Annotated in this window: 15 protein-coding genes; 5 read left to right on the top strand and 10 right to left on the bottom strand. The window is 72.9% G+C overall.

Annotation, left to right across the window (positions count from 1 at the left end):
- Nucleotides 1–19 precede the first annotated feature (19 nt).
- The 3 genes from araA to ACIGW2_RS08260 form a co-directional block, all read right to left on the bottom strand.
- Nucleotides 20–1,528 carry an L-arabinose isomerase gene (gene araA / locus ACIGW2_RS08270; RefSeq protein ID WP_399842043.1) on the bottom strand — a complete coding sequence of 503 codons (1,509 nt, stop codon included), beginning with the start codon at nt 1,526–1,528 and terminating at the stop codon, nt 20–22.
- A gap of 49 nt (nt 1,529–1,577) precedes the next feature.
- The gene (gene araB, locus ACIGW2_RS08265) at nt 1,578–3,284 is read right to left on the bottom strand and encodes a ribulokinase (RefSeq protein WP_391652135.1); all 1,707 of its coding nucleotides are present in this window, start codon (nt 3,282–3,284) and stop codon (nt 1,578–1,580) included.
- A 949-nt stretch (nt 3,285–4,233) separates the two neighbouring features.
- Nucleotides 4,234–5,280, bottom strand: a complete 1,047-nt coding sequence (locus tag ACIGW2_RS08260) for a LacI family DNA-binding transcriptional regulator (protein WP_391652136.1) — start codon at nt 5,278–5,280, stop codon at nt 4,234–4,236.
- Between the two features lie 224 nt (nt 5,281–5,504).
- Between ACIGW2_RS08260 and chvE the strand changes: the two genes are divergently transcribed.
- The 5 genes from chvE to ACIGW2_RS08235 all read left to right on the top strand — a co-directional run bounded on the left by chvE (nt 5,505) and on the right by ACIGW2_RS08235 (nt 12,073).
- Nucleotides 5,505–6,614 (top strand): multiple monosaccharide ABC transporter substrate-binding protein, encoded by a 1,110-nt coding sequence (gene chvE, locus ACIGW2_RS08255; protein ID WP_361576265.1) that lies wholly within the window; start codon nt 5,505–5,507, stop codon nt 6,612–6,614.
- Nucleotides 6,611–8,233, top strand: coding sequence for a multiple monosaccharide ABC transporter ATP-binding protein (gene mmsA, locus ACIGW2_RS08250; protein ID WP_399842037.1), 1,623 nt, complete (start codon nt 6,611–6,613; stop codon nt 8,231–8,233). The genes chvE and mmsA overlap by 4 nt, the downstream gene beginning before the upstream one ends.
- 14 nt (nt 8,234–8,247) lie before the next feature.
- On the top strand, nt 8,248–9,477 hold the full coding sequence (gene mmsB, locus ACIGW2_RS08245) for a multiple monosaccharide ABC transporter permease (protein WP_391652466.1): 1,230 nt from the start codon (nt 8,248–8,250) through the stop codon (nt 9,475–9,477).
- A 67-nt stretch (nt 9,478–9,544) separates the two neighbouring features.
- Nucleotides 9,545–10,015 carry a DIP1984 family protein gene (locus tag ACIGW2_RS08240; protein WP_391652467.1) on the top strand — a complete coding sequence of 157 codons (471 nt, stop codon included), beginning with the start codon at nt 9,545–9,547 and terminating at the stop codon, nt 10,013–10,015.
- Between the two features lie 375 nt (nt 10,016–10,390).
- Nucleotides 10,391–12,073, top strand: coding sequence for a SpoIIE family protein phosphatase (locus tag ACIGW2_RS08235; protein ID WP_391652138.1), 1,683 nt, complete (start codon nt 10,391–10,393; stop codon nt 12,071–12,073).
- Between the two features lie 45 nt (nt 12,074–12,118).
- Here the strand turns inward: ACIGW2_RS08235 and ACIGW2_RS08230 are convergent, their stop codons facing one another.
- The 7 genes from ACIGW2_RS08230 to ACIGW2_RS08200 form a co-directional block, all read right to left on the bottom strand.
- Nucleotides 12,119–12,961, bottom strand: a complete 843-nt coding sequence (locus tag ACIGW2_RS08230) for a DUF1684 domain-containing protein (protein ID WP_391652139.1) — start codon at nt 12,959–12,961, stop codon at nt 12,119–12,121.
- 303 nt (nt 12,962–13,264) lie between these two features.
- Nucleotides 13,265–13,927 carry a methionine ABC transporter permease gene (locus tag ACIGW2_RS08225; protein WP_391652140.1) on the bottom strand — a complete coding sequence of 221 codons (663 nt, stop codon included), beginning with the start codon at nt 13,925–13,927 and terminating at the stop codon, nt 13,265–13,267.
- Nucleotides 13,924–14,946 carry a methionine ABC transporter ATP-binding protein gene (locus tag ACIGW2_RS08220; protein WP_399842032.1) on the bottom strand — a complete coding sequence of 341 codons (1,023 nt, stop codon included), beginning with the start codon at nt 14,944–14,946 and terminating at the stop codon, nt 13,924–13,926. The genes ACIGW2_RS08225 and ACIGW2_RS08220 overlap by 4 nt, the downstream gene beginning before the upstream one ends.
- A 70-nt stretch (nt 14,947–15,016) precedes the next feature.
- A complete protein-coding gene (locus ACIGW2_RS08215) occupies nt 15,017–15,979 on the bottom strand; it encodes a MetQ/NlpA family ABC transporter substrate-binding protein (RefSeq protein ID WP_399842030.1) in 963 nt (320 codons plus the stop codon).
- 28 nt (nt 15,980–16,007) lie between these two features.
- Nucleotides 16,008–17,690, bottom strand: a complete 1,683-nt coding sequence (locus ACIGW2_RS08210) for a dipeptide ABC transporter ATP-binding protein (RefSeq protein WP_399842029.1) — start codon at nt 17,688–17,690, stop codon at nt 16,008–16,010.
- The gene (locus ACIGW2_RS08205) at nt 17,687–18,679 is read right to left on the bottom strand and encodes an ABC transporter permease (protein ID WP_399842027.1); all 993 of its coding nucleotides are present in this window, start codon (nt 18,677–18,679) and stop codon (nt 17,687–17,689) included. The genes ACIGW2_RS08210 and ACIGW2_RS08205 overlap by 4 nt, the downstream gene beginning before the upstream one ends.
- Nucleotides 18,680–18,694: 15 nt before the next feature.
- Nucleotides 18,695–20,482 (bottom strand): ABC transporter substrate-binding protein, encoded by a 1,788-nt coding sequence (locus tag ACIGW2_RS08200; RefSeq protein ID WP_391652145.1) that lies wholly within the window; start codon nt 20,480–20,482, stop codon nt 18,695–18,697.
- Nucleotides 20,483–20,517: the final 35 nt, after the last annotated feature.

Genomic DNA, 20,517 nt, shown 5'->3' with positions numbered 1-20,517 from the left:
GCGGGTTCCGTCCCGGGGTTCACAGGCTCTGGGCCAGTCGGTGGTAGGCCTGGTTCCAGCGCAGCTCGTGGGTGAAGCGCCGGACGGTGGTGTCCTCGTCGATGACGGCGAGTTCGGTGCGCAGCATCTCGGCGAGGTCGTCGAGCTCCTCGCCGCCGAGGGCGGTGGTGAGGACGGTGTGGTGCGGTGCCCCGGCGGTCAGCCAGGCCTCGGTGGAGGTGCGCAGATCGGGGCGGGGGCGCCAGACGGCGCGGGCGACGGGGAGCTTGGGCAGCGGCTCGGGCGGGGTGACGACGTCGATGTGGTTGGCGACGAGCCGGAACCGGTCGCCCATGTCGGCGAGTCCGACGACGACGGCGGGGCCGGGGTCGGCGTCGAAGACGAGGCGGACCGGGGCCTCGCGGCCGCCGATGCCGAGCGGGTGGATCTCACAGCTCGGCGTGGCCGTCGTGAGGGAGGGGCAGACCTCCAGCATGTGGGCGCCGAGGATGAGTTCGCGGCCGGGCGTGAGGTCGTAGGTGTAGTCCTCCATGAAGGAGGTGCCGCCGGGCCGGCCGTCGGCCATCGCCTTCAGGGTGCGCAGCAGGGTGGCGGTCTTCCAGTCGCCCTCGCCGCCGAAGCCGTAGCCGTCGGCCATCAGGCGCTGCACGGCGAGGCCGGGGAGCTGGCGCAGGCCGCCGAGGTCCTCGAAGTTGGTGGTGAAGGCGCGGAAGCCGCCCTCGGTGAGGAAGGCGCGCAGTCCCGCCTCGATGCGGGCGGCGTAGCGCAGGGAGGCGTGGCGCTCGCCGCCGGGCCGCAGTTCGGGGGCGAGGGCGTAGCGGTCCTCGTACTCCTTCACGAGGGCGGTGACGGTGTCCTCGGGGGCGGCGTCGACCGCGGCGACGAGGTCGTTGACGCCGTAGGTGTTGACGGAGACCCCGAACCGCAGCTGCGCCTCGACCTTGTCGCCCTCGGTGACGGCGACGTCCCGCATGTTGTCGCCGAAGCGGGCCAGCCGGAGGCCGGCGAGCTCGGCGCGGCCGACGGCGGCGCGGGCCCAGCCGGCGATCCGCTCGACGACCTCGGGGGTGGAGACGTGGCCGGCGACGGTCTTGCGCGGGACGCCGAGGCGGGTCTGGACGAAGCCGAACTCCCGGTCGCCGTGGGCGGCCTGGTTCAGGTTCATGAAGTCCATGTCGATGGTGGACCAGGGCAGTGCGCGGTTGGCCTGGGTGTGCAGGTGGAGCAGCGGCTTGGTGAGCGCGTCCAGTCCGGCGATCCACATCTTGGCCGGGGAGAACGTGTGCATCCAGGCGATCAGGCCGACGCAGCGGTCGTCGGCGTTGGCCTCCAGGCAGACCCTGCGGATGGCGTCGGCGTCGGTGAGCACCGGCCGCCACACGAGGCGGACGGTCAGCTGCGGCTGGTCGGCGAGGATGGCGCAGAGGGTGCGGGACTGCGCGGCGACCTGGGCCAGGGTGTCCTCGCCGTAGAGGGCCTGGCTGCCGGTGAGGAACCAGATCTCGCGGTCGGGCGGGGCGGGCGTCATGGCGGTGTGCTCCTTGGGTGTGCTGGGGAGGGCTGGGGGGGGCTTCGGGTCAGCCGGCGGTGGTGCGGCGCGCGGTGTTGCGGATGCGGCGCAGGCGGTGCAGGAGGAGGTCGGCTCCGGTGCCGAAGTGCGTGTGCAGGGCGCGGTATTCGGCGTACAGGGCGTCGTACGCGTCGGCGCGGGCCGGGTCGGGCAGATAGGCGTGCCGGTGGACGCTGCCCATGACGGCGGCGGCGGAACGGACGTCGGGGTGGGCGCCGGCGGCGACGGCGGCGTGGATGGCCGAGCCGAGCGCCGGGCCCTGTTCGGAGGTGCCGAGGGAGACGGGGCGGCGGAGCACGTCGGCGTGGATCTGCATGAGCAGGGCGTTCTTCCTCAGTCCGCCGGTGACGATGAACTCCTCGACCGGGATCCCGCCGTCCTCGAAGGCCTCGACGATCAACCGGGTGCCGTAGGCGGTGGATTCGAGCAGGGCGCGGTAGACGTCCTCGGGCCGGGTGTCGAGGGTGAGGCCGGCGACGACGCCGGAGAGGTGGTGGTCGACCAGCGGAGAACGGTTGCCGCCCAGCCAGTCCAGGGCGACCAGACCGTGCGCGCCGACCGGCTGGCCGGCGGCCTTGCGGGTCAGGAGCTGGTGGAGGTCCTCGCCGCTCGCCTCGGCCTCGGCGCGGTAGGAGTCCGGGACGCCCTGCCGGAGCCACCAGGCGAAGATGTCGCCGACCGCGCTCTGGCCGGCCTCGTAGCCGTAGGCGCCCTCGACGATGCCACCGTCGACGACCCCGCAGATGCCGGGGATCTCGGCGAGGGCGGCGCCGTTGAGGACGTGGCAGGTGGAGGTGCCCATGATGGCGAGCATCCGCCCGTTCTCGACGGCGCCGGCCGCGGGCGCGGCGACGTGGGCGTCGACGTTGCCGGCGGCGACGGCGATGCCCTCGGGCAGGCCGGTCCAGCCCGCCGCCCGGCTGCTCAGCGAGCCGACGCGGGAGCCGAGCGGGGACAGCGGGTGCTCCAGGCGGGTGGCGGGGAAGTCGGCGAAGTCCGGGTGGAGTCCGGCGAGGAAGCCGGGCGAGGGGTAGCCGCCGTCCTGGTGGATGCCCTTGTAGCCGGCGGTGCAGGTGTTGCGGGACTCGGCGCCGGTGAGCTGCCAGACGATCCAGTCGGCCGCCTCGATCCAGCGGGCGCAGGCGGCGTAGACGGCGGGGTCCTCCTCCAGGACCTGGAGGGCCTTGGCGTACTGCCACTCGGCGGAGATCCGCCCGCCGTAGCGCGCGAGCCACTTCTCGCCGCGCGCCCGGGCGAGGGCGTTGATGCGGTCGGCCTGTTCCTGGGCCGCGTGGTGCTTCCAGAGCTTGGGCCAGGCGTGCGGGCGGGCGGCCCAGTCGTCGGTGAGGGCGAGCGGGGTGCCGTCCGGCGTGGTCGGCAGGACGGTGCAGGCGGTGAAGTCGGTGCCGATGCCGATGACGAGGGCGGGGTCGATCCCGGCGTCGGCGACCGCCGCCGGCACGGCCGTGCGCAGCACCTCGCACCAGTCCTCCGGGTGCTGCAGGGCCCAGTCGGGGGGCAGCGGGGCGCCGGTGGACGGCAGGTGCTCCTCGATGACGCCGTGCCGGTACGGATGCACCGCCGCCCCGAGCTCGGCCCCGTCCCGCACCCTGACCACCACGGCGCGCCCGGAGAGCGTGCCGAAGTCGACACCGATGGTGCAGGCCTCGGGGTGGTGCGGGGCTGCGGAGCCGGAGGGGGTGTGTGCGGTCACGGTGGCGTTCTCTCTCTTCATGGGCGGGCGGAGGCAGCTTGATTGTTAACGCTAACAACGCGGCACGACAAGAGCTGCGTGCGCTTCTGCGAAAGATTCGGGGACGGGGGTGGGCGCGGAGATGAGCGCTCACGCGGGGGCGGGGGCGGGGCGGTGCCGGGCGACCGGGGCAGGCGGGCCTGGGGCCGCGCCGGTGGGCGCCGGGCCCCGGAAGCGGCAGCGCGGGGCGGCGAGCGCACGGGTGCCCGCGCCCGGGCGCCGCCCGGAGCGCGGCGGCGAACCAGCCCTCGGGCGGCTACGGCACGAGGCCCGCGTACGACCGCAGGACAGCGCGGACGGCGCCGGGCCCGGACGGCGGACCGGGCGCCGACGGCAGCGGGCCCACCGGGCGGGCCGCCTACCGGCCGAGAACCCGCACCGGCAGGCCTCGGAGGCAGCAGCCGCACCGGGCACCCAGGGGCACCCGGACCCCCAGCCGTCCTCAGGGCGCGCGCGCCGACCACGACCAGGCGACAACCCCGGCCCACAGACCGCATCAACCCGCACCCGACCACGGACCCGGCCAACGGCCGGGCAGGCCGGCGTCAGGCCCCCCGGCCCCGCCGGGCAGGGCCGCCTGCGGCCCGAAGGCCGCGCCGGTCGGCGCCAAGCGCCGGAGGCCGCAGCCGCACCGGGCACCCAGGGGCACCCGGGCGCCGGTCGGCACACCGGATCAGCCCGCACCCGACCGCGGGCCCGATCACCGGGCCCGCTCAGCAGCCCGCCGGGCCCTGGGGCCGCGCCGATGCCGGGCCCGCCGAGCCGTCCGGTCAGCGGCGCCCGGCACCAGGGCGGCGCGCCTCAGGCCCGCCCCCGCGCCGCGCCTCAGGCCCGGTCCCCGCCCCACCCCTCCGGCGAGGCATCAGGCCCGCCCCCGCGCCGCGCCTCGAACCCGGCCCGAGGCCGCCCCTCATGCCTCGCCCGAAGGCCGCGTGCTCGCGCGCATGATGAGCTGGGGTTCGACCAGGAGGTGTTCCACCCGTGTGGCGCGGCCCTCGATGTGGTCGACGAGGAGGCCGATGCTGCGGCGGCCGATGGCGGCGAAGTCCTGACGGACCGTCGTGAGCGGGGGCGGGAAGTACTCGGCCTCCGGGATGTCGTCGAAGCCGGCGACCGCGACCTGGGCGGGGGTGCGGATGCCCGCCTCGCGCAGGGCGCGCAGGACGCCGAGCGCCATCTGGTCGTTGGCGACGAAGACGGCCGTCACGGGGGCGGCGCCGCGGCGGGCCAGGGCGAGTCCGGCGAGTTCCTGTCCTGCGTGGTAGCCGGAGAGCGGGCTCCAGTCTCCGGTGAGCACCCGCGGCGGCCGGATGCCGCTCTCCTCCAGGACGGCGCGCCAGCCCGCCGTGCGGGCCTCGCTCTCCAGCCAGTCCTCGGGACCGGCGACGTGCCAGACGGTGGCGTGGCCGGCGGCGAGCAGGTGCTCGGTGACCATCCGGGCGCCGAGTTCCTGGTCGAGGGAGACGCCGGGCAGGTCGAGCCGGTGGCCGCCCTCCACGGTGACCACGGGGAAGGGCGCGTCGAGTTCGGCGAGGGCCCGGACGTGGGAGCGCTGCGGGGTGATGGCGACGACGCCCTCCACGCCCCAGGCCGCGAGGTGGTCGATGGCGTCCTTGAGGCCCTGCCCCTCGCCGGTGCGCAGATTGACGGTGGAGACGAGGTAGCCCTCCTCCCGGGCCGCCTCCTGGAGGCCGGTGAGGGTGCTGGCGGGGCCGTACAGGGTGGTGTTGACCGCGATGACGCCCAGTGTCCGCGTCCGGCGGGTGACCAGGGCGCGCGCGGCGGAGTTGCGGCGGTAGCCGAGGCGCTCGATGGCCCGGGTGACCTGCTCCCGGGTGGCCTCGCGCACGTTGGGGTGCCCGCTCAGTACACGGGAGACGGTCTGGTGGGAGACGCCCGCCTCCCGTGCGACGTCGGCCATCGTCGGCGGGCGGACGTCCTCGGCGGGATGTGCCACGTCTGCCTCCTTCCCGTGATCACGACTGTGCCTCGATGCGAGAAAAACCTTAGCGCCTCTTGTATCACTCCATTGTGAGCGCTAACAATCTAGCTCGACCGGGGCGCCGACGCCCCGCCCACCCCGCCGGAACGGAGTCCTCCCGGTGGTGCGAGGACACGCGCCGCCGTCGAACCCGAACCCGGTCGGAGCCGCCCTCGACGACGGGAATTGGGGTAACGCCCATGAAGAAGTTCCGCTCCGCATCCGCCCTCCTGGCCGTGACCACCGGCTGCGCCCTGCTCCTGACCGGCTGCGGGCAGAACAGCGAAGGGGGCAGCCAGGAGTCGAAGGACAAGAAGGACCTCACCATCGGCATCGCGATGCCCACCAAGTCCTCCGAGCGGTGGATCGCCGACGGCCGGAACATGACCGCCAGCCTGGAGAAGGCCGGCTTCGCCACCACCCTGCAGTACGGCGAGGACGACCCCGACCAGCAGGTCGCGCAGATCGAGAACATGATCACCCAGGGCGTGGACGCCCTCGTCGTGGCCGCCATCAACGGCGAGGCCCTGTCCAACGTCCTCCAGCAGGCGGCGGACGCCCACATCCCGGTGATCTCCTACGACCGCCTCATCCTGGGCTCCCCGCACGTGGACTACTACGCCTCCTTCGACAACGAGCGGGTCGGCGAGCTCCAGGCCACGTACATCGTGGACAAGCTGGGCCTCAAGGGCGGCGCGAAGAAGGGCCCGTTCAACATCGAGCTGTTCGCCGGCTCCAACGACGACAACAACACTCGGTACTTCTTCAGCGGCGCCATGAAGGTGCTCAAGCCCTACCTCGACAAGAAGCAGCTGGTCGTGCGCTCCGGCCAGACCCAGCTCAACCAGGTCACCACCCTGCGCTGGGACGGCGGGACGGCCCAGAAGCGCATGGACGACCTGCTGACGTCCGCGTACTCCACGGCCCGGGTGGACGCCGTGCTCTCCCCCTACGACGGCATCTCCATCGGCATCCTGTCCGCCCTCAAGTCCGACGACTACGGCAGCCCGGCCAAGCCGCTGCCGGTCGTCACCGGCCAGGACGCGGAGGTCGCCTCCGTGAAGTCGATCATCGCGGGCGAGCAGACCCAGACCGTCTACAAGGACACCCGCGCCCTCGCCCAGGTCGCCGCGGACATGGTGGCCGCCGTCCTCGACGGCAAGAAGCCGAAGATCAACGACGACCACACCTACGACAACGGCAAGAAGGTCGTCCCGGCCTATCTGCTCGACCCGGTCAGCGTCGACAAGTCCAACTACCAGAAGGTCCTGGTCGACTCCGGCTACATCGACGCCGGGGCGCTGCGATGACCCCCGTCCTCCAGATGCGCTCCATCGTCAAGACCTTCCCCGGCGTCAGGGCGCTGTCCGACGTGACCCTGTCCGTGGCGCGCGGGGAGGTGCACGCGCTGTGCGGGGAGAACGGGGCCGGGAAGTCCACCCTGATGAAGGTGCTGTCCGGCGTCCACCCGCACGGGAGTTACGAGGGCGAGATCCTCTTCGACGGCGAGCCCTGCCGCTTCAGGGACATCAGGGCCAGCGAGGAGCGGGGCATCGTCATCATCCACCAGGAGCTGGCGCTCGTACCCCACCTCTCGATCGCCGAGAACATCTTCCTCGGCAACGAGCCCGCCCGGCGCGGCGTCGTCGACTGGCGCGAGGCCCTGCGCCGCGCGGCCGGACTGCTCCGCCGGGTCGGCCTCGACGAGCACCCCGAGACCCGGGTCGCCGACATCGGCGTGGGCAAGCAGCAGCTCGTGGAGATCGCGAAGGCGCTGGCGAAGAACGTGCGCCTGCTCATCCTCGACGAGCCGACCGCGGCGCTCAACGACGAGGACAGCGCGAAGCTGCTGCGGCTGATGGGCGAGCTGAAGGGCGAGGGCATCACCTCGATCCTGATCTCGCACAAGCTGAACGAGATCGCCCGGATCGCCGACTCGGTCACCATCCTGCGCGACGGGCGCTCGATCGAGACGCTGGACGTGCGGGACCCGGCCACCACCGAGGAGCGCATCATCCGCGGCATGGTGGGCCGTGACCTCGACAGCCGCTTCCCGGACCGCACCCCGTACGAGGGCCCGGACGCCGGCGAGCCCGTCCTGGAGATCCGCGACTGGACCGTGCGCCATCCGCTCGACCGCGCCCGCAAGGTGGTCGACGGGGTCTCGCTGCGGGTCGGCCGCGGCGAGATCGTCGGGATCGCCGGCCTCATGGGGGCCGGCCGCACGGAACTCGCGATGAGCGTCTTCGGGCGCTCGTACGGGCGTTACGAGCGGGGCACCGTGCTCAGGAACGGACGCGAGGTGCGCACCCGTACGGTGCCCGAGGCGGTCGCCCAGGGCATCGCGTACGTCACCGAGGACCGCAAGCAGTACGGGCTCCACCTCGACGACTCGGTCAGCCGGAACATCTCGCTCACCTCGCTGGGCGCGCTCGCCCGGCGCGGGATCGTCGACGGGCACGAGGAGCGCCGGGTGGCCGAGCGCTTCCGGCGGACCATGAACATCAAGACGCCGAACGTCCTGGAGCGGGTCGGCCGGCTCTCCGGCGGCAACCAGCAGAAGGTCGTGCTCAGCAAGTGGATCCTCGCCGACCCGGAGGTGCTCGTCCTCGACGAGCCCACCCGCGGGGTCGACGTGGGAGCCAAGTTCGAGATCTACACCGTGATCGACCGGCTCGCCGCCGAGGGCCGGGCGATCCTCCTCATCTCCTCCGAGCTGCCCGAACTCCTGGGCCTGTGCGACCGCGTCTACACCATGGCGGCGGGGCGGCTGACCGGCGAGGTCGGACGCGCGGAGGCCACCCAGGAGCTCCTGATGCGGCACATGACCCAGGACTCCCCCATCCCGCCCGCCGGAACCCCGAGCCCCGGCCCCGGCCCCGGCCCCGGCGCACCGAGCACCGACCCCGACGAAGGACACCAGGCATGAGCACCGACATCGGCATGGACAAGAGCGCCCCGGCTCCCCCGGGCGCCGCCGGCACGACGACGCGCGGCACACCGCTGGCCGGGGTGCTCCTGGACGGGATCCGGCGCAACATGCGCCAGTACGGGATGCTGTTCGCGCTCGGTCTGATCGTGCTGCTGTTCCAGGTCTGGACGGGCGGCGACCTGCTGCTGCCGCGCAACGTCTCCAACCTGGTGCTGCAGAACAGCTACATCCTCATCCTGGCCATCGGCATGATGATCGTCATCGTCTCCGGGCACATCGACCTGTCGGTGGGCTCCCTGATGGCGCTGGTCGGCGGCACCGGGGCGGTGCTCATGGTCGAGCACCAGGTGTCCTGGCCGGTCGCCGTGCTGCTGACGCTGCTCCTCGGCGCCGTCGCCGGCGCCCTCCAGGGCTTCTTCATCGCGTACGTCGGCATACCGTCGTTCATCGTCACCCTCGCCGGCATGCTGCTGTTCCGCGGGCTCACCGAGATCTTCCTCAAGGGGCAGACGCTCGGCCCGTTCCCGAGCGGTCTGCAGAAGGTCGCCAACGGCTTCCTGCCTGAGGTCGGGCCGCACACGAACTACCACAACCTGACCCTGCTCCTCGGGCTCGGCCTGATCGCGTACGTGGTGTTCCAGGAGGTACGGGACCGTCGCAGGCAGCGGGAGTTCGCCCTGGAGACGCTGCCGACCGGCCTGTTCGCGCTGAAGGTGACGGCGCTGGTCGCCGCGGTCCTGGTCAGCACCCTGCTGCTGGCCAGCTACAAGGGCGCGCCCGTGGTGCTGCTGATCCTGGCCGTGCTGCTGGTCGGCTTCGGCTACGTGATGCGCAACGCGGTGATCGGGCGGCACGTGTACGCGATCGGCGGCAACCTGGCGGCCGCGAAGCTGTCCGGCGTGAAGGACCGGAAGGTGACCTTCGCGGTGTTCCTCAACATGGGGATGCTCGCGGCGCTCGCCGGCCTGGTCTTCGCCGCGCGCTTCAACGCGGCCTCGCCGAAGGCCGGCGTGAACTTCGAACTGGAGGCCATCGCCGCCGCGTTCATCGGCGGGGCGTCGATGAGCGGCGGCGTCGGCACCATCCTCGGCGCCATCATCGGCGGACTCGTGCTCGGCGTCCTCAACAACGGCATGAACCTGGTCGGCGTGGGGACCGACTGGCAGCAGGTCATCAAGGGCCTGGTGCTGCTCGCCGCCGTCGGCTTCGACGTGTGGAACAAGCGCAGGGCGGGCGCCTGACCCCGGCGCCGGTCGGGCCCGCCCGTGGCCGTATGCTCGGGCCGGATCACGAGGGGAGGCAGTGACGATGAAGCTGGCCGAGGCACTGGCCGAACGGGCGGAGGCGACGCGCCGCGTGGAGCAGCTGCGGGCGCGGGTCGTCGGCAGCGCGCGGTACCAGGAGGGCGAGACGCCCGCCGAGGACGCGGCACAGCTGCTGGCCGAGACCGCCGAGGTGCTGGACTCCCTGGAGTCCCTGATCCGGCGGATCAACCGGACCAACGCCTCGGTGTCCGTCGACGGCGAGCACACCCTCACCGACCTCCTCGCCCGCCGTGACGTCCTCAGGCTGCGGCACGCCGTGATCACGGCCGCCGCCGACGCGGCGGCGGGGAGCAACGAGCGCGGGTACGGGCGGCAGCTGCGGTCCGAGCTGATGATGCTGTCCGCGCTGCCGGTCGCCGAGCTGCGCGGACAGGCGGACCTGATCGCCCGCGAGATCCGCGAGGTCGACGTGACGATCCAGCGCACGAACTGGGAGGTCGATCTGCTGGACTGACCGGGTCCGGCCGGCCGGCCGGCCGGTGCTCGTGTGGAGCAGGTAGCGGCCTCGGAGGCGTGCACACACCGAGGGCTGGCGGTTTTCCAGCCCCTTTCTTGGCGCGCGAAGGGCAGCGCGGGGGTTCGATTCCCCTCACACACCGCAGCCCAGCACCGCGTACAAGTGAAGGTGCACAGCGCACGGCACATCACCACGTGCAGATCCGGGTCGTGAGGGCGGGTTCGGGGCTCTCCACACGCCGGCACCGGCCGTCCGCGTTCCTCGGGGCGTTCACGGGCCCCACGGCGCCTCGGGGCCGCCCCCGCGCATCAGCGAGTGCCCCGCGGGGCACTCGCAGGGGACGAGGCGTGTCCCCGACGAAAGGCGCAGGCGATGACGGGTGCGGACGGTCCGTACGGTTCCGTGACCGCGACGCTGGACGGCCTGGGCTCGGGCGCCTACCTGGCGGACGAGCAGGGCCGGATCCTGGCCGTGAACAGCCACGGCGCGCGTCTGCTCGGGCGCCCGGTCGCCGAGCTGCTGGGGCAGGACGCCCACGACCTGCTGCACCGCACCCGGGCGGGCGATCCCGTGCCGCGGGCCCAGTGCCGGATGCGCGAGAGCGTCCTCGACGGGCGGACCGCGCAGGGCGAGGAGGAGTGGCTGGAGCGCGGCGACGGCACGCTGCTCCCGGTGGCCTGGCTGGCCACGTCCTGCCAGGTGGACGCCCTGCCGGTCAGCACGCTCGTGCTGTTCCACGCCGCCGCGCCCGCCGGCGGGACCGCGCGGCGGGCCGTCGGCGGTGCGGGGCTCTCGGAGCTGGAGCGGCTCGCGCTGCTGGCCGAGACGACGACCCTGCTGACCTCGACGCTCGACATCCACGAGGCGCTCCGGCGGCTGATCGACCTCGTGGTGCCCCGGCTCGCCGACTGGGCGGTCATCGACCTGATCGGCGAGGGGGGCGACGTGTGGCGCTTCGCCGTCGCCCGTGCCGGGAAGGAGGGCGTGACCTTCCGCGAGGACCTCCAGGGGCCGATGCCGCCGGTGCCACAGGAGTCCTCGATGCCGCTGGCCCGGGCGCTGCGCGGGGTGGCGTCCTCGCTGGCCGGGCCCGAGACGTACCAGGGGCCGCCGGACTCCGGCGTGGCGGTCGAGCAGCGGCGCCTGTTCGAGGAGACCGGCATGCACTCGGCGATCATGGTGCCGCTGCGCACCCTGCACGAGGTGCTGGGCGCCCTCACCCTGGGGCGCGCGGAGCAGCCCCAGCCGTTCACCACGGCCGACGGCGTCCTCCTGGAGGACATCGCGCGCCGCGCGGGCTTCGCACTGGAGAACGCCCGGCTGTACCAGCGGCAGCGCAAGGTCGCCGAGACCATGCAGCGCCACCTGCTGCCCCGGCTGCCGTACACCCCGGGCCACACGATGACGGCCCGCTACCTGCCCGCGCCGCACGCCTCCCAGGTGGGCGGGGACTGGTACGACGCGTTCACGCTCACGGACGGCGCGACGGCGCTGGCCATCGGCGACGTCGTCGGGCACGACGTGGACGCCGCGGCCGGCATGGCGCAGCTGCGCAACATGCTGCGCGCCTACGCGCTGTCGCAGGAGAGGCCGGCGAGCAAGATCGTCGAGTGGCTGGACCGGGCGACCCTGGACGTGGCCGAGGTGTCCATGGCCACCCTGGTCTTCGCCCGGATGAAGCGGCACGGCGAGCGCTGCGAACTGTCCTGGACGAACGCCGGCCATCCGCCGCCGCTGCTGGTCACCCACGACGGCATCGCCCGGTACCTGACCGAGGCCCACGGCATGCTGCTCGGCGTCTCGCCGGACGAGGACCGTCCGGACGCGACGACGGAGTTCCCGCCCGGCGCGACGCTGCTGCTCTACACCGACGGCCTGGTCGAGTCCCCGCGCCACGACCTCACCGAGGGCTTGGAGCGCCTGCGCCGGCACGCCGCGGCCCTGGCGCACCGCCCCCTGGAGTCCTTCGCGGACGAGGTCCTGTCCCGCACGCGCCCGCCGGACAACGACGACGACGTCGCCCTGCTGGCCGTCCGCCAGGACCCGGGTCCCTGACGGACGGCGCCGCTCCCCCGCCGGTTCGCTCCCCGCCGGGTCCGGTCAGGACACCGGGCCGCGCTCGTGGGGGATCTTCTCGCCGGCCTCGATCGCGACCGGCAGCCGGTTCTCGGCAGGCGGCAGCGGGCAGGTCGCGAAGTCGGTGTAGGCGCAGGGCAGGTTGGTCGCGCGATTGAAGTCGAGCACGACGGTGCCGTCGGGCCCGGGCGCGGCGACGGCGAGGTGGCGGTTGGCCGCGTACGTGGTGACGCCCGAGGTCGCGTCGGTGAACAGCACCGTGAGGGTGCCGGGCGCGTTCCCGTTGAAAGCGGTGAGGCTCAGCTCCCGCCCGTCCAGGTGGAAGACCACCCGGCCGGGTGCGTCGTACACGTGCCGCAGCCCCTCCACGGAGGCGCCGACGGTGGTCGGCCGCGGCGCGTCGAAGGCCTCGTAGCGGCCCGTGACCACCCAGCGCGGATCGGGCTCGTACGCGGGCGTGCCGGTGAATCCGGTGCGCAGCGGGTGCTCGGGGTGGCGCGGGCGCACAACGTCGTTGCCGCCGCGCTTGGCGACCTCGATCACGGTGTCGCCCCAGACGGCGTCGACTCCGCCGCGCTCCGGGATGACGCCGAAGAGGTGCCGGCCGCGCACCGGCGCGTCGTCGACGAGGAGCTCCTCCCCCTCGTCGAGCTCGACGAGGACCCCCTCGGGCCCGGTCGACCAGCTGCCGGGCGCGCCGGGAACCCGCCGGGGCTCGGCGGACAGCCAGTGCAGTCCGGTCACCGCGAGGAAGCCGTGCTCGGAGGCGAGCCGGGCGTCCTTGTCCCGGTGCCACTCCTCCCACTCGGCGGCGAAGACCGCCGGATCCCGGACGTCGACGGTGCCGGGGATGTCGTGAACGCTCATGCGTCGTCTCCTCCTGGTGCTGCGAACGGGTGCTGCGCCCACGGGAAGCCGTGGGCGCGGGCGGGGGAACGAGGCCGTCGTGGGGCGGGGCGCGCGGGAGCCGCCGGAGTCGCGCGTCGGTGTCCGGACGCCGGGACGGGGCCTCGGGGTCAGCCGGAACAGCCCATGGTGGTGACGCGCGCGTAGTCCACGTGTCGGCGCGTCACCAGCAGGCTCATGGCTTCAGGAGACCACGACTCCCGCGCGGGGCACCAGGGTTCACGTGTGAACGCCCGATGAAGCCGCGCCGGGGCGCGCGGGCCGTCACGAGCGCAGCGCCCTGCGGGCCAGCCGGTTGCCCAGGAACTGGGCGAGTTGCACGAGGAGCACGATGGCGAGGACGGCGGTCCAGGTCACGGTCCAGTCGAACCGCTGGTAGCCGTAGGCGATGGCGAAGTTGCCGAGTCCGCCGCCGCCGACCGCGCCGGCGATGGCGGTGGCGTCGACCACGGAGACGAAGACGAAGGTGTAGCCGAGGATCAGCGGGCCCAGCGCCTCGGGGACGAGGAGGGTGGTGATGATGCGCAGCGGGCCTGCGCCCATGGCGCGGGCCGCCTCGATCACCCCGGGGTCGATGGTGACCAGGTTCTGCTCGACGATGCGGGAGATGCCGAAGGTGGCGGCGAGGACCAGGGGGAAGGTCGCGGCGGCGGTGCCGATGGTGGTGCCCACGACCTTGAGGGTCAGCGGGCCCACGGCGGTGATGAAGACGATGAAGGGGATGGGCCGGACGACGTTCACCACGAGGTTGAGGGCGGTGTGGAGCGGGGCGTTGGGCAGCAGTCCGCCGCGCCGCGTCGTGTAGAGCAGGATGCCGAGGAGCAGGCCGAGGACGCCTCCGCAGAGCATGGTCGCGGCGACCATCCACAGGGTCTGGCCGACGGAGGCCGTGAAGACCGGCCAGAGGGTGTTCCAGTCGCTGGTCATGCGTGCACCTCCACCGGGGCGACCGCGCGCAGTCGGTCCACCGTCGTCTCGATGTCCCGCTCGGCACCGGTCAGCGCCAGGGTGACGCTGCCGAACGAGCGGCCCTGCAGGGTGTCGATGCCGCCGTGCACGATCTCGAAGCGCAGGTCGTGCTCTCGTACGGCCTCGGTGAGGACCGGTCCGAGCACGTCGTCGTCGTCGACGGTGACGGAGACGAGCGTGCCGTCGTGCCGTTTCCGCAGCCGGGTCAGGTCGTCCGCGCCGGGGCGGTTCCTGAGGACGGTCGCGGCGAAGCGGCGGCTGGTCTCGGTCCGGGGCGCGGAGAAGACGTCGAAGACGGTGCCGACCTCGACGAGCCGGCCCGCTTCGAGGACGGCGACGCGGTCGGCGATGCTCCGCACCACGTCCATCTCGTGGGTGACGACCACGACGGTGACGCCCAGTTCGGCGTTGACGCGCCGGAGCAGGCGCAGGACGTCCCGCGTGGTCTCGGGGTCCAGGGCGCTGGTGGACTCGTCCGCCAGCAGGATCGCGGGGTCGTTCGCGAGGGCCCGGGCGATCGCGACGCGCTGCTTCTGGCCGCCGCTGAGCTGGTCGGGACGGGCCCACGCCTTGTCGGTGAGGCCGACGAAGGCGAGGAGTTCGGCGACCCGGTCCCGCTGCCGTTCCCTGGGCAGGCCCGCGAGCTTCAGGGGGTAGGCGACGTTGCCGTAGACCGTGCGGGAGCGGAAGAGGTGGAACTGCTGGAAGATCATGCCGATGCGCGAGCGGAGCCGGCGCATCTCCCGTTCGCTCTGTTCGCCGATCACCACTCCGTCGACCGTGACCGTGCCGGACGTGGCGTGTTCGAGTCCGTTGATGAGTCGGACCAGGGTGCTCTTCCCGGCTCCGGAGTGCCCGATGATCGCGAAGATCTCCCCCGCCTCGATGTCCAGGTCGATCGAGTCGAGCGCCGTGACGGTGCCGGAGCGTGCGGTGAAGCTCTTGCTGACCTCGCGCAGTGCGATGAGTGGTGCCATGGGTTCCTGCTTCGGGTCGGACCCGGGTGCGAGGGGGCGTCCGCGGGGACGCCCCCTCCGGGTGGGGTCGTCAGTGTGCGGCGCGGACGGTCTTCTCCAGGGAGGCCAGGATGCGTTCCAGGTCGGCCCGGGGCCGGTCCACGGCCACGGCCGTTCCCTTGGAGGCGTCGATCGCCGCCTTCTTCACCGCTTCCTCGTGGTAGAGGGCGGCGACCTTCCGGTAGGTGGGGTTGTCCTTGTCGGCCGCGCGGGCGACGAAGACGTTGATGTACGGCTCGGCCTCGGGCTTCGACGGGTCGTCGCCGTACAGGGCCTTGGACGGGTCGAGCGCGGCGTCGAGGGCGAAGTTGTTGTTGATCACGGCCGCGTCGACGGACGGCAGTGAGGCGACGGTCTGGGCGGCGTCGACGGGCGTCACACGGACCTTCGAGGCCGCGGTGTCCACGTCCGCGGGCGTCGCGAGCACCGACCCGCCGCCCTTCAGCTTCAGCAGGCCGGCCTGCTGGAGCACCAGCAGCGCCCGGGCCTGGTTGGTGGGGTCGTTGGGGATGGCGATCCGGCCGTTGCGCGGGATCTGCGCCACGGCGGTGTGCTTCTTCGAGTAGAGGCTGAGCGGGACGACGACCGTCGACCCGATCGGGGTGAGGGTGTCGTGGTCGGCGACGTTGTGGTTGGCCAGGAACAGCAGGTGCTGGAAGAGGTTGAGGTCGATCTGCTTCTGCGCGAGGGCGGGGTTCGCCTGCGTGTAGTCGGTGAAGTTGACGAGTTCGATGTCGATGCCCTCCTCGGCCGCGCGCCGGGTGAGCACGGGCCAGAAGTCCGAACTCTGGTCGGTGGTGCCGATCTTCACGGTGACCCGCCCGGCCGCGTCGGCGCGCGAGCCGGTGCCGGTCAGGTGGGAGACGAGGACCGCCGCCGCCACGAGGAAGGCCACGGCGGCGATCGAGACCGCGGTGACCAGGCCGGTTCTCCGGCCCGTCGGCTTGTCGGGCAGTGCGGGGATCTCGTCGGGTCCGGTCGGTGGCTGCGTCATGGGGTGCTCTCCTGTGGTCTCGGGGGGGTCAGTGGGACGGTGCGGGGTGCGGGGTGTGGTGCTGGGGGAAGGCGGCGAGGAGTTCCCTCGTGTACGGGGCGGCGGGGGCGTCGAAGACGGCGTCGCGCGGGCCCGTCTCGACCAGCTCGCCGTCCTTCAGGACCGCGACGCGGTCGCAGAAGTGCCGTACGACCGCGAGGTCGTGGGAGATGAAGAGCAGCGACAGGCCGAGCTCGTCGCGCAGGTCCATCAGCAGGTTGAGGACCTGTGCCTGCACCGACACGTCGAGCGCGGAGACCGGCTCGTCGGCGATGACCAGGCGCGGCCGGACGGCCAGCGCGCGGGCGATGCCGATGCGCTGCCGCTGGCCGCCGGAGAACTCGTGGGGGTGGCGCCGGAGATCGGCGTCGGACAGGCCCACCTGTTCCAGGAGTTCGGCCGCCCGCCTCCGGCGCGCGTGCCGGTCCAGGTCGGTGTGGATGCGCAGTGGCGTGGTGACGATCCGCTCCACCGTGTGCCGGGGGTTGAGCGAGGCGTACGGGTCCTGGAAGACGAGCTGGACGTCGCGGCTCAGCTCGCGGCGCAGGCGGGTGCGCGTCGCCGCGTCCGAGACGTCGCGTCCGTCGAAGCGGACCTCGCCGCCGGTGGGGCGGCGCAGTCCGGTCAGGACGCGGGCGAGCGTGGACTTGCCCGAACCGGACTCGCCCACCAGGCCGAGGGTCTCCCCGTGGGCCACGTGCAGGCTCACTCCCTTGAGCGCCGGGTGCGGCCGGTCGCGGCGCCGGCCCGGGTAGTCCACGCGGAGCGCGCGCACCTCGGCGAGGACGCCGGGTTCCCGGGCGGGGCGGAGGCGGGTCCGGGCGGGCTGCTTCGGCTCGGGGTCGTCGACGGTGGGCAGCCGGGAGCCGGGCACGGTGCGCAGGGACGGGGCCGCTCCGACGAGGGCCTTGGTGTAGGGGTGGGCGGGTGCGGTCAGGAGGCGGGCGGTGGGACCTTCTTCGAGGACCTCGCCGTGCCGCAGGACGAGCGTGCGGTCGCAGGTCCGGGCGACCACGCCCACGTCGTGGGTGACGAGGAGCATGGCCGTACCGGATTCCTCCCGCAGTGCGTGGAGGAGGTCGAGGACCTGGTGCTGGACGCGGGCGTCCAGGGCGGTGGTGGGTTCGTCGGCGACGAGTACGGCGGGGTCGTTGACCAGGGCCATGGCGATGACGACGCGCTGGCGCATGCCGCCCGAGAGGCGGTGGGGGTGGTCGGAGGCCCGGGCGGCCGGGATGCCGACGCGTTCGAGCATCGCCGCCGCCCGTTCGCGTGCCTCCGCGCGGCCGGCGCGGGGGTGGTGGACGCGGTAGGCCTCGGCGACCTGGGCGCCGATGGTGTGGTACGGCGACAGCGCGTCCAGGGCGTCCTGGAACACCATGGCGACGCGGGAGCCCCTGATCTCCTTCAGGACCTTCTCGGGCGCGTCGACCAGTTCGGTGCCGTCGGCGCCGAGCCGGATGCTGCCCCGGACGCGGGTGCGGGCCGGGTCGTGCAGGGCCAGGGCGGCGAGCCCGATGGTGGACTTGCCGGAGCCCGATTCGCCGACGAGGCCGAGGACTTCGCCGGGGGCCAGGTCGAAGGAGACGTCGCGGACGGCGGGGACGGTGCCGCGGGCGGTGCGGAAGGCGACCGAGAGCTCACGGACGCGCAGTGCGGACGGTGCGTTCATGCGAGCCTCACCCGGGGGTCCAGCCAGGCCACGACGAGGTCGGCCAGGGCGACGAACACGACGACGAAGAAGGCGGCGACGAGGACGGTGCCGACGACCGTGGGCAGGTCGTTGCCGGTCACGGCGTCGACGGCGAGCTTGCCGACGCCGCCGAGCCCGAACACGGTCTCGGTGATGAACGCGCCGCCGAGGAGCGCCCCGGTCTCCAGGCCGAGGAGTTGCACCAGCGGGCCGGCCGCGCCGCGCGCGGTGTACTTCAGGTGGGTGCGCAGGGTGCCCAGGCCCTTTGCGCGGGCGGTGCGGACGTACCCGTGGTGCATGGTCTCCAGCATTTGGGAGCGGGTCAGCCGGGCGTACACGGCCGCGTTGACGAAGCCCAGGACCAGCCAGGGCAGCACCAGGCCGAGCGCCCACCGGCCCGGGTGTTCGGTGAGGGGCACGTAGTGCGGGGGTGCGAACAGGCCCGTGGAGTAGACGAGCAGCATCTGGAGCAGATAACCGAGGAAGGCGATCTGGACGCTGGCGCCGAGCAGGTTGAAGCCGGACAGCAGGCGGTCGGTGGGCCTGCCCCGGTGCAGCGCCGCCGTGAGGCCGGATCCGATGCCGAGGACGAGGATCACGGCAAGGGCGCCGGCCGCGAGGGAGACGGTGACCGGGAGGCGGTCCTCGATGGCGGCGAGCACGGGCTGGTGGAGGGTGTAGGAGTAGCCGAGGCAGGGTGCGGGGCAGGGGATCGGGAGGCCGTCGACGTCGGTGATCGTGCGGCCGGCGACGACGCCGCCGACGTAGTCGGTGAACTGGGCGACGATCGGCCGGTCGAGGCCCATGCTGGTGCGGACGGCGGCGAGTTGGGCGGAGTCGCACTTGGGGCCGCAGGCGGTCCGGGCCGGGTCGGCGGGGGCGGCGTGGAAGAGCGCGAAGGCGGTGGCGGTGATCGCGACGAGCACCGCCACGGCCTGCGCGAGCCTCTTGAGGAGGTATCGGGTCATCGGAGGGGTCGGGTGTCAGGGGCGGGCGACGTAGACGTCGGCCAGGGCCGGGACGCCGTAGATCGGGTGGATGGCGGCGCCGCCGATGTGCTCGCCGCGGAACTGGCTGGTGCTCTTGTAGAGGAAGGGAACCAGGGGGACGTCCTTCATGACCGTCTCCTCCAGGGTGATCAGTTCCTCGGCCTTCTGCTGGGCGTCGCCGATCCTGGCGATGCGGGCGAGTTCCCGGTCCACCAGCGGGTTGGCGTAGTGGATGGGGTTGGACACCGCGTCCAGGTGGCTCTCGTAGCCGAGCGGCAGCAGGGTCGAAGGGGTGGGCCAGTCCACGGAGTTGGTGGACAGGAACAGGTCGTACGGGTTGTCCGGGCCGAAGACCAGGTCGTAGAAGGTGGCGGGCGGCAGACCCTTGACGACGAGTTCGACGCCGGCCCTGGCGAAGGCGTCGGCGAGGACCTGGGCGACCTGTTCGTCCTGCGGGCTGTCGGTGGGGTAGGCGTAGGTCAGCTTGGTGACCTTGGTCTTCGCCCGGGCCAGGTGTTCCTTGGCCTTGGCGATGTCGCCGGTGGGGGCGACGGGGTAGAGGTCGTACTTCCGCCAGCCGACGACGGCGGGTGAGGAGAGGGTGGTCGCGAGGTCGCCGGCGTGCCGGCCGCCGAGGACCTGGCGGGCCTGCTCGCGCGGGAAGAGGTAGTGGATGGCCTTGCGGACCTCGGGGTCGGTGACCCGGTCGTTCCTGATGTAGAGGTCCGAGGTGTAGGCGCCCTGGCTGCCGGAGACGACCAGTTTCCGCTTGGCGGGGTCGCGTTCGACGGTGGAGATCAGTTCCGGCGGCAGCTTGTCCTTGGTGGTGAGGGTGGTGGCGCCGGCGCCCTGCCCGTTGAAGACCTCCTGTGCGGTGTTGAGGGCGGCCTTGCCGAAGGTGAACTCGAATCGGTCCGGGTAGGCGTGCCGGATGGAGTCCGTCTCGGGCTTCCAGTGCGGGTTGCGCTCCAGGGTGAGGCTCTGGTTCTGCTTGTGCTCGACGATGCGGTACGGGCCGGTGGCGAAGGGCCGCAGGTCGTAGCCGGTGCCGGTGTCCTTGTCCTCGCGCACCGGCGAGGAGGAGGACTGGGCGGCCATGTACGGGACGTCGGACTGCGGTTCGGGGAAGTGCAGGACGAGCGTCTTGTCGTCGGGCGTCTCGATGGCCGCGAGGTGGCCGTCCTTCTTCGGGCCGCCGTACTTCTTGACGGCCTCGGTGCGGTCCTTGGAGCCGGTGAGCCACTGCGGCCAGTAGACGGGGCCGACTTCGAAGCCGGGTGCGAAGGTGCGCTCGATGCCGTACTTGACCTGCTGGGCGGTGACGGGCTTGCCGTCCTCCCAGGCGATGCCGTCCTTCAGGTGGTAGGTCCAGGTGCGGCCGCCGTCGGAGGGGGTGCCGGTGTCGGTGGCGAGGTCGCCGACCAGCTTGGGTCTGCCGTCGACGAGCTGGTACTGCGTCAGCTGCCGGCCCCACAGGAGCGAGGTGCTGTAGGTCTCGCCGGCGTAGATCTTCTGCGGGTCGAGGTGGCGGAAGTCGGCCTGGTTGGCGACGGTGACGGTGCCGCCCCTGCGGGCGCCGGGGACCTCGGGGGCGGGGCCCCGGCTGTCCTTCGCGGTGCCGAGGGTGGTGGTCAGCCGCTGGCCGCTGCGTGCCGCGGTGCTGTTCTTGTCGCGTCCGGTGCCGGTGTCCGCGCCCGCGCCGGCGGAGCAGGAGCACAGCAGCAGGGCGGCGGCGGTGACGAGGGCCGGGAGGGCCGCGGCGCGCGGGGTGACTGCGGGCATGACGAACTCCGTTGTGTGGTGCGTGGGTTGCTGAT

The organism is Streptomyces sp. NPDC053541, from assembly GCF_044544705.1.
Lineage (GTDB): Bacteria > Actinomycetota > Actinomycetes > Streptomycetales > Streptomycetaceae > Streptomyces.
The sequence above is the reverse complement of the archived record's forward strand: the minus strand, read 5'-3'. Positions and strand labels throughout refer to the sequence as shown.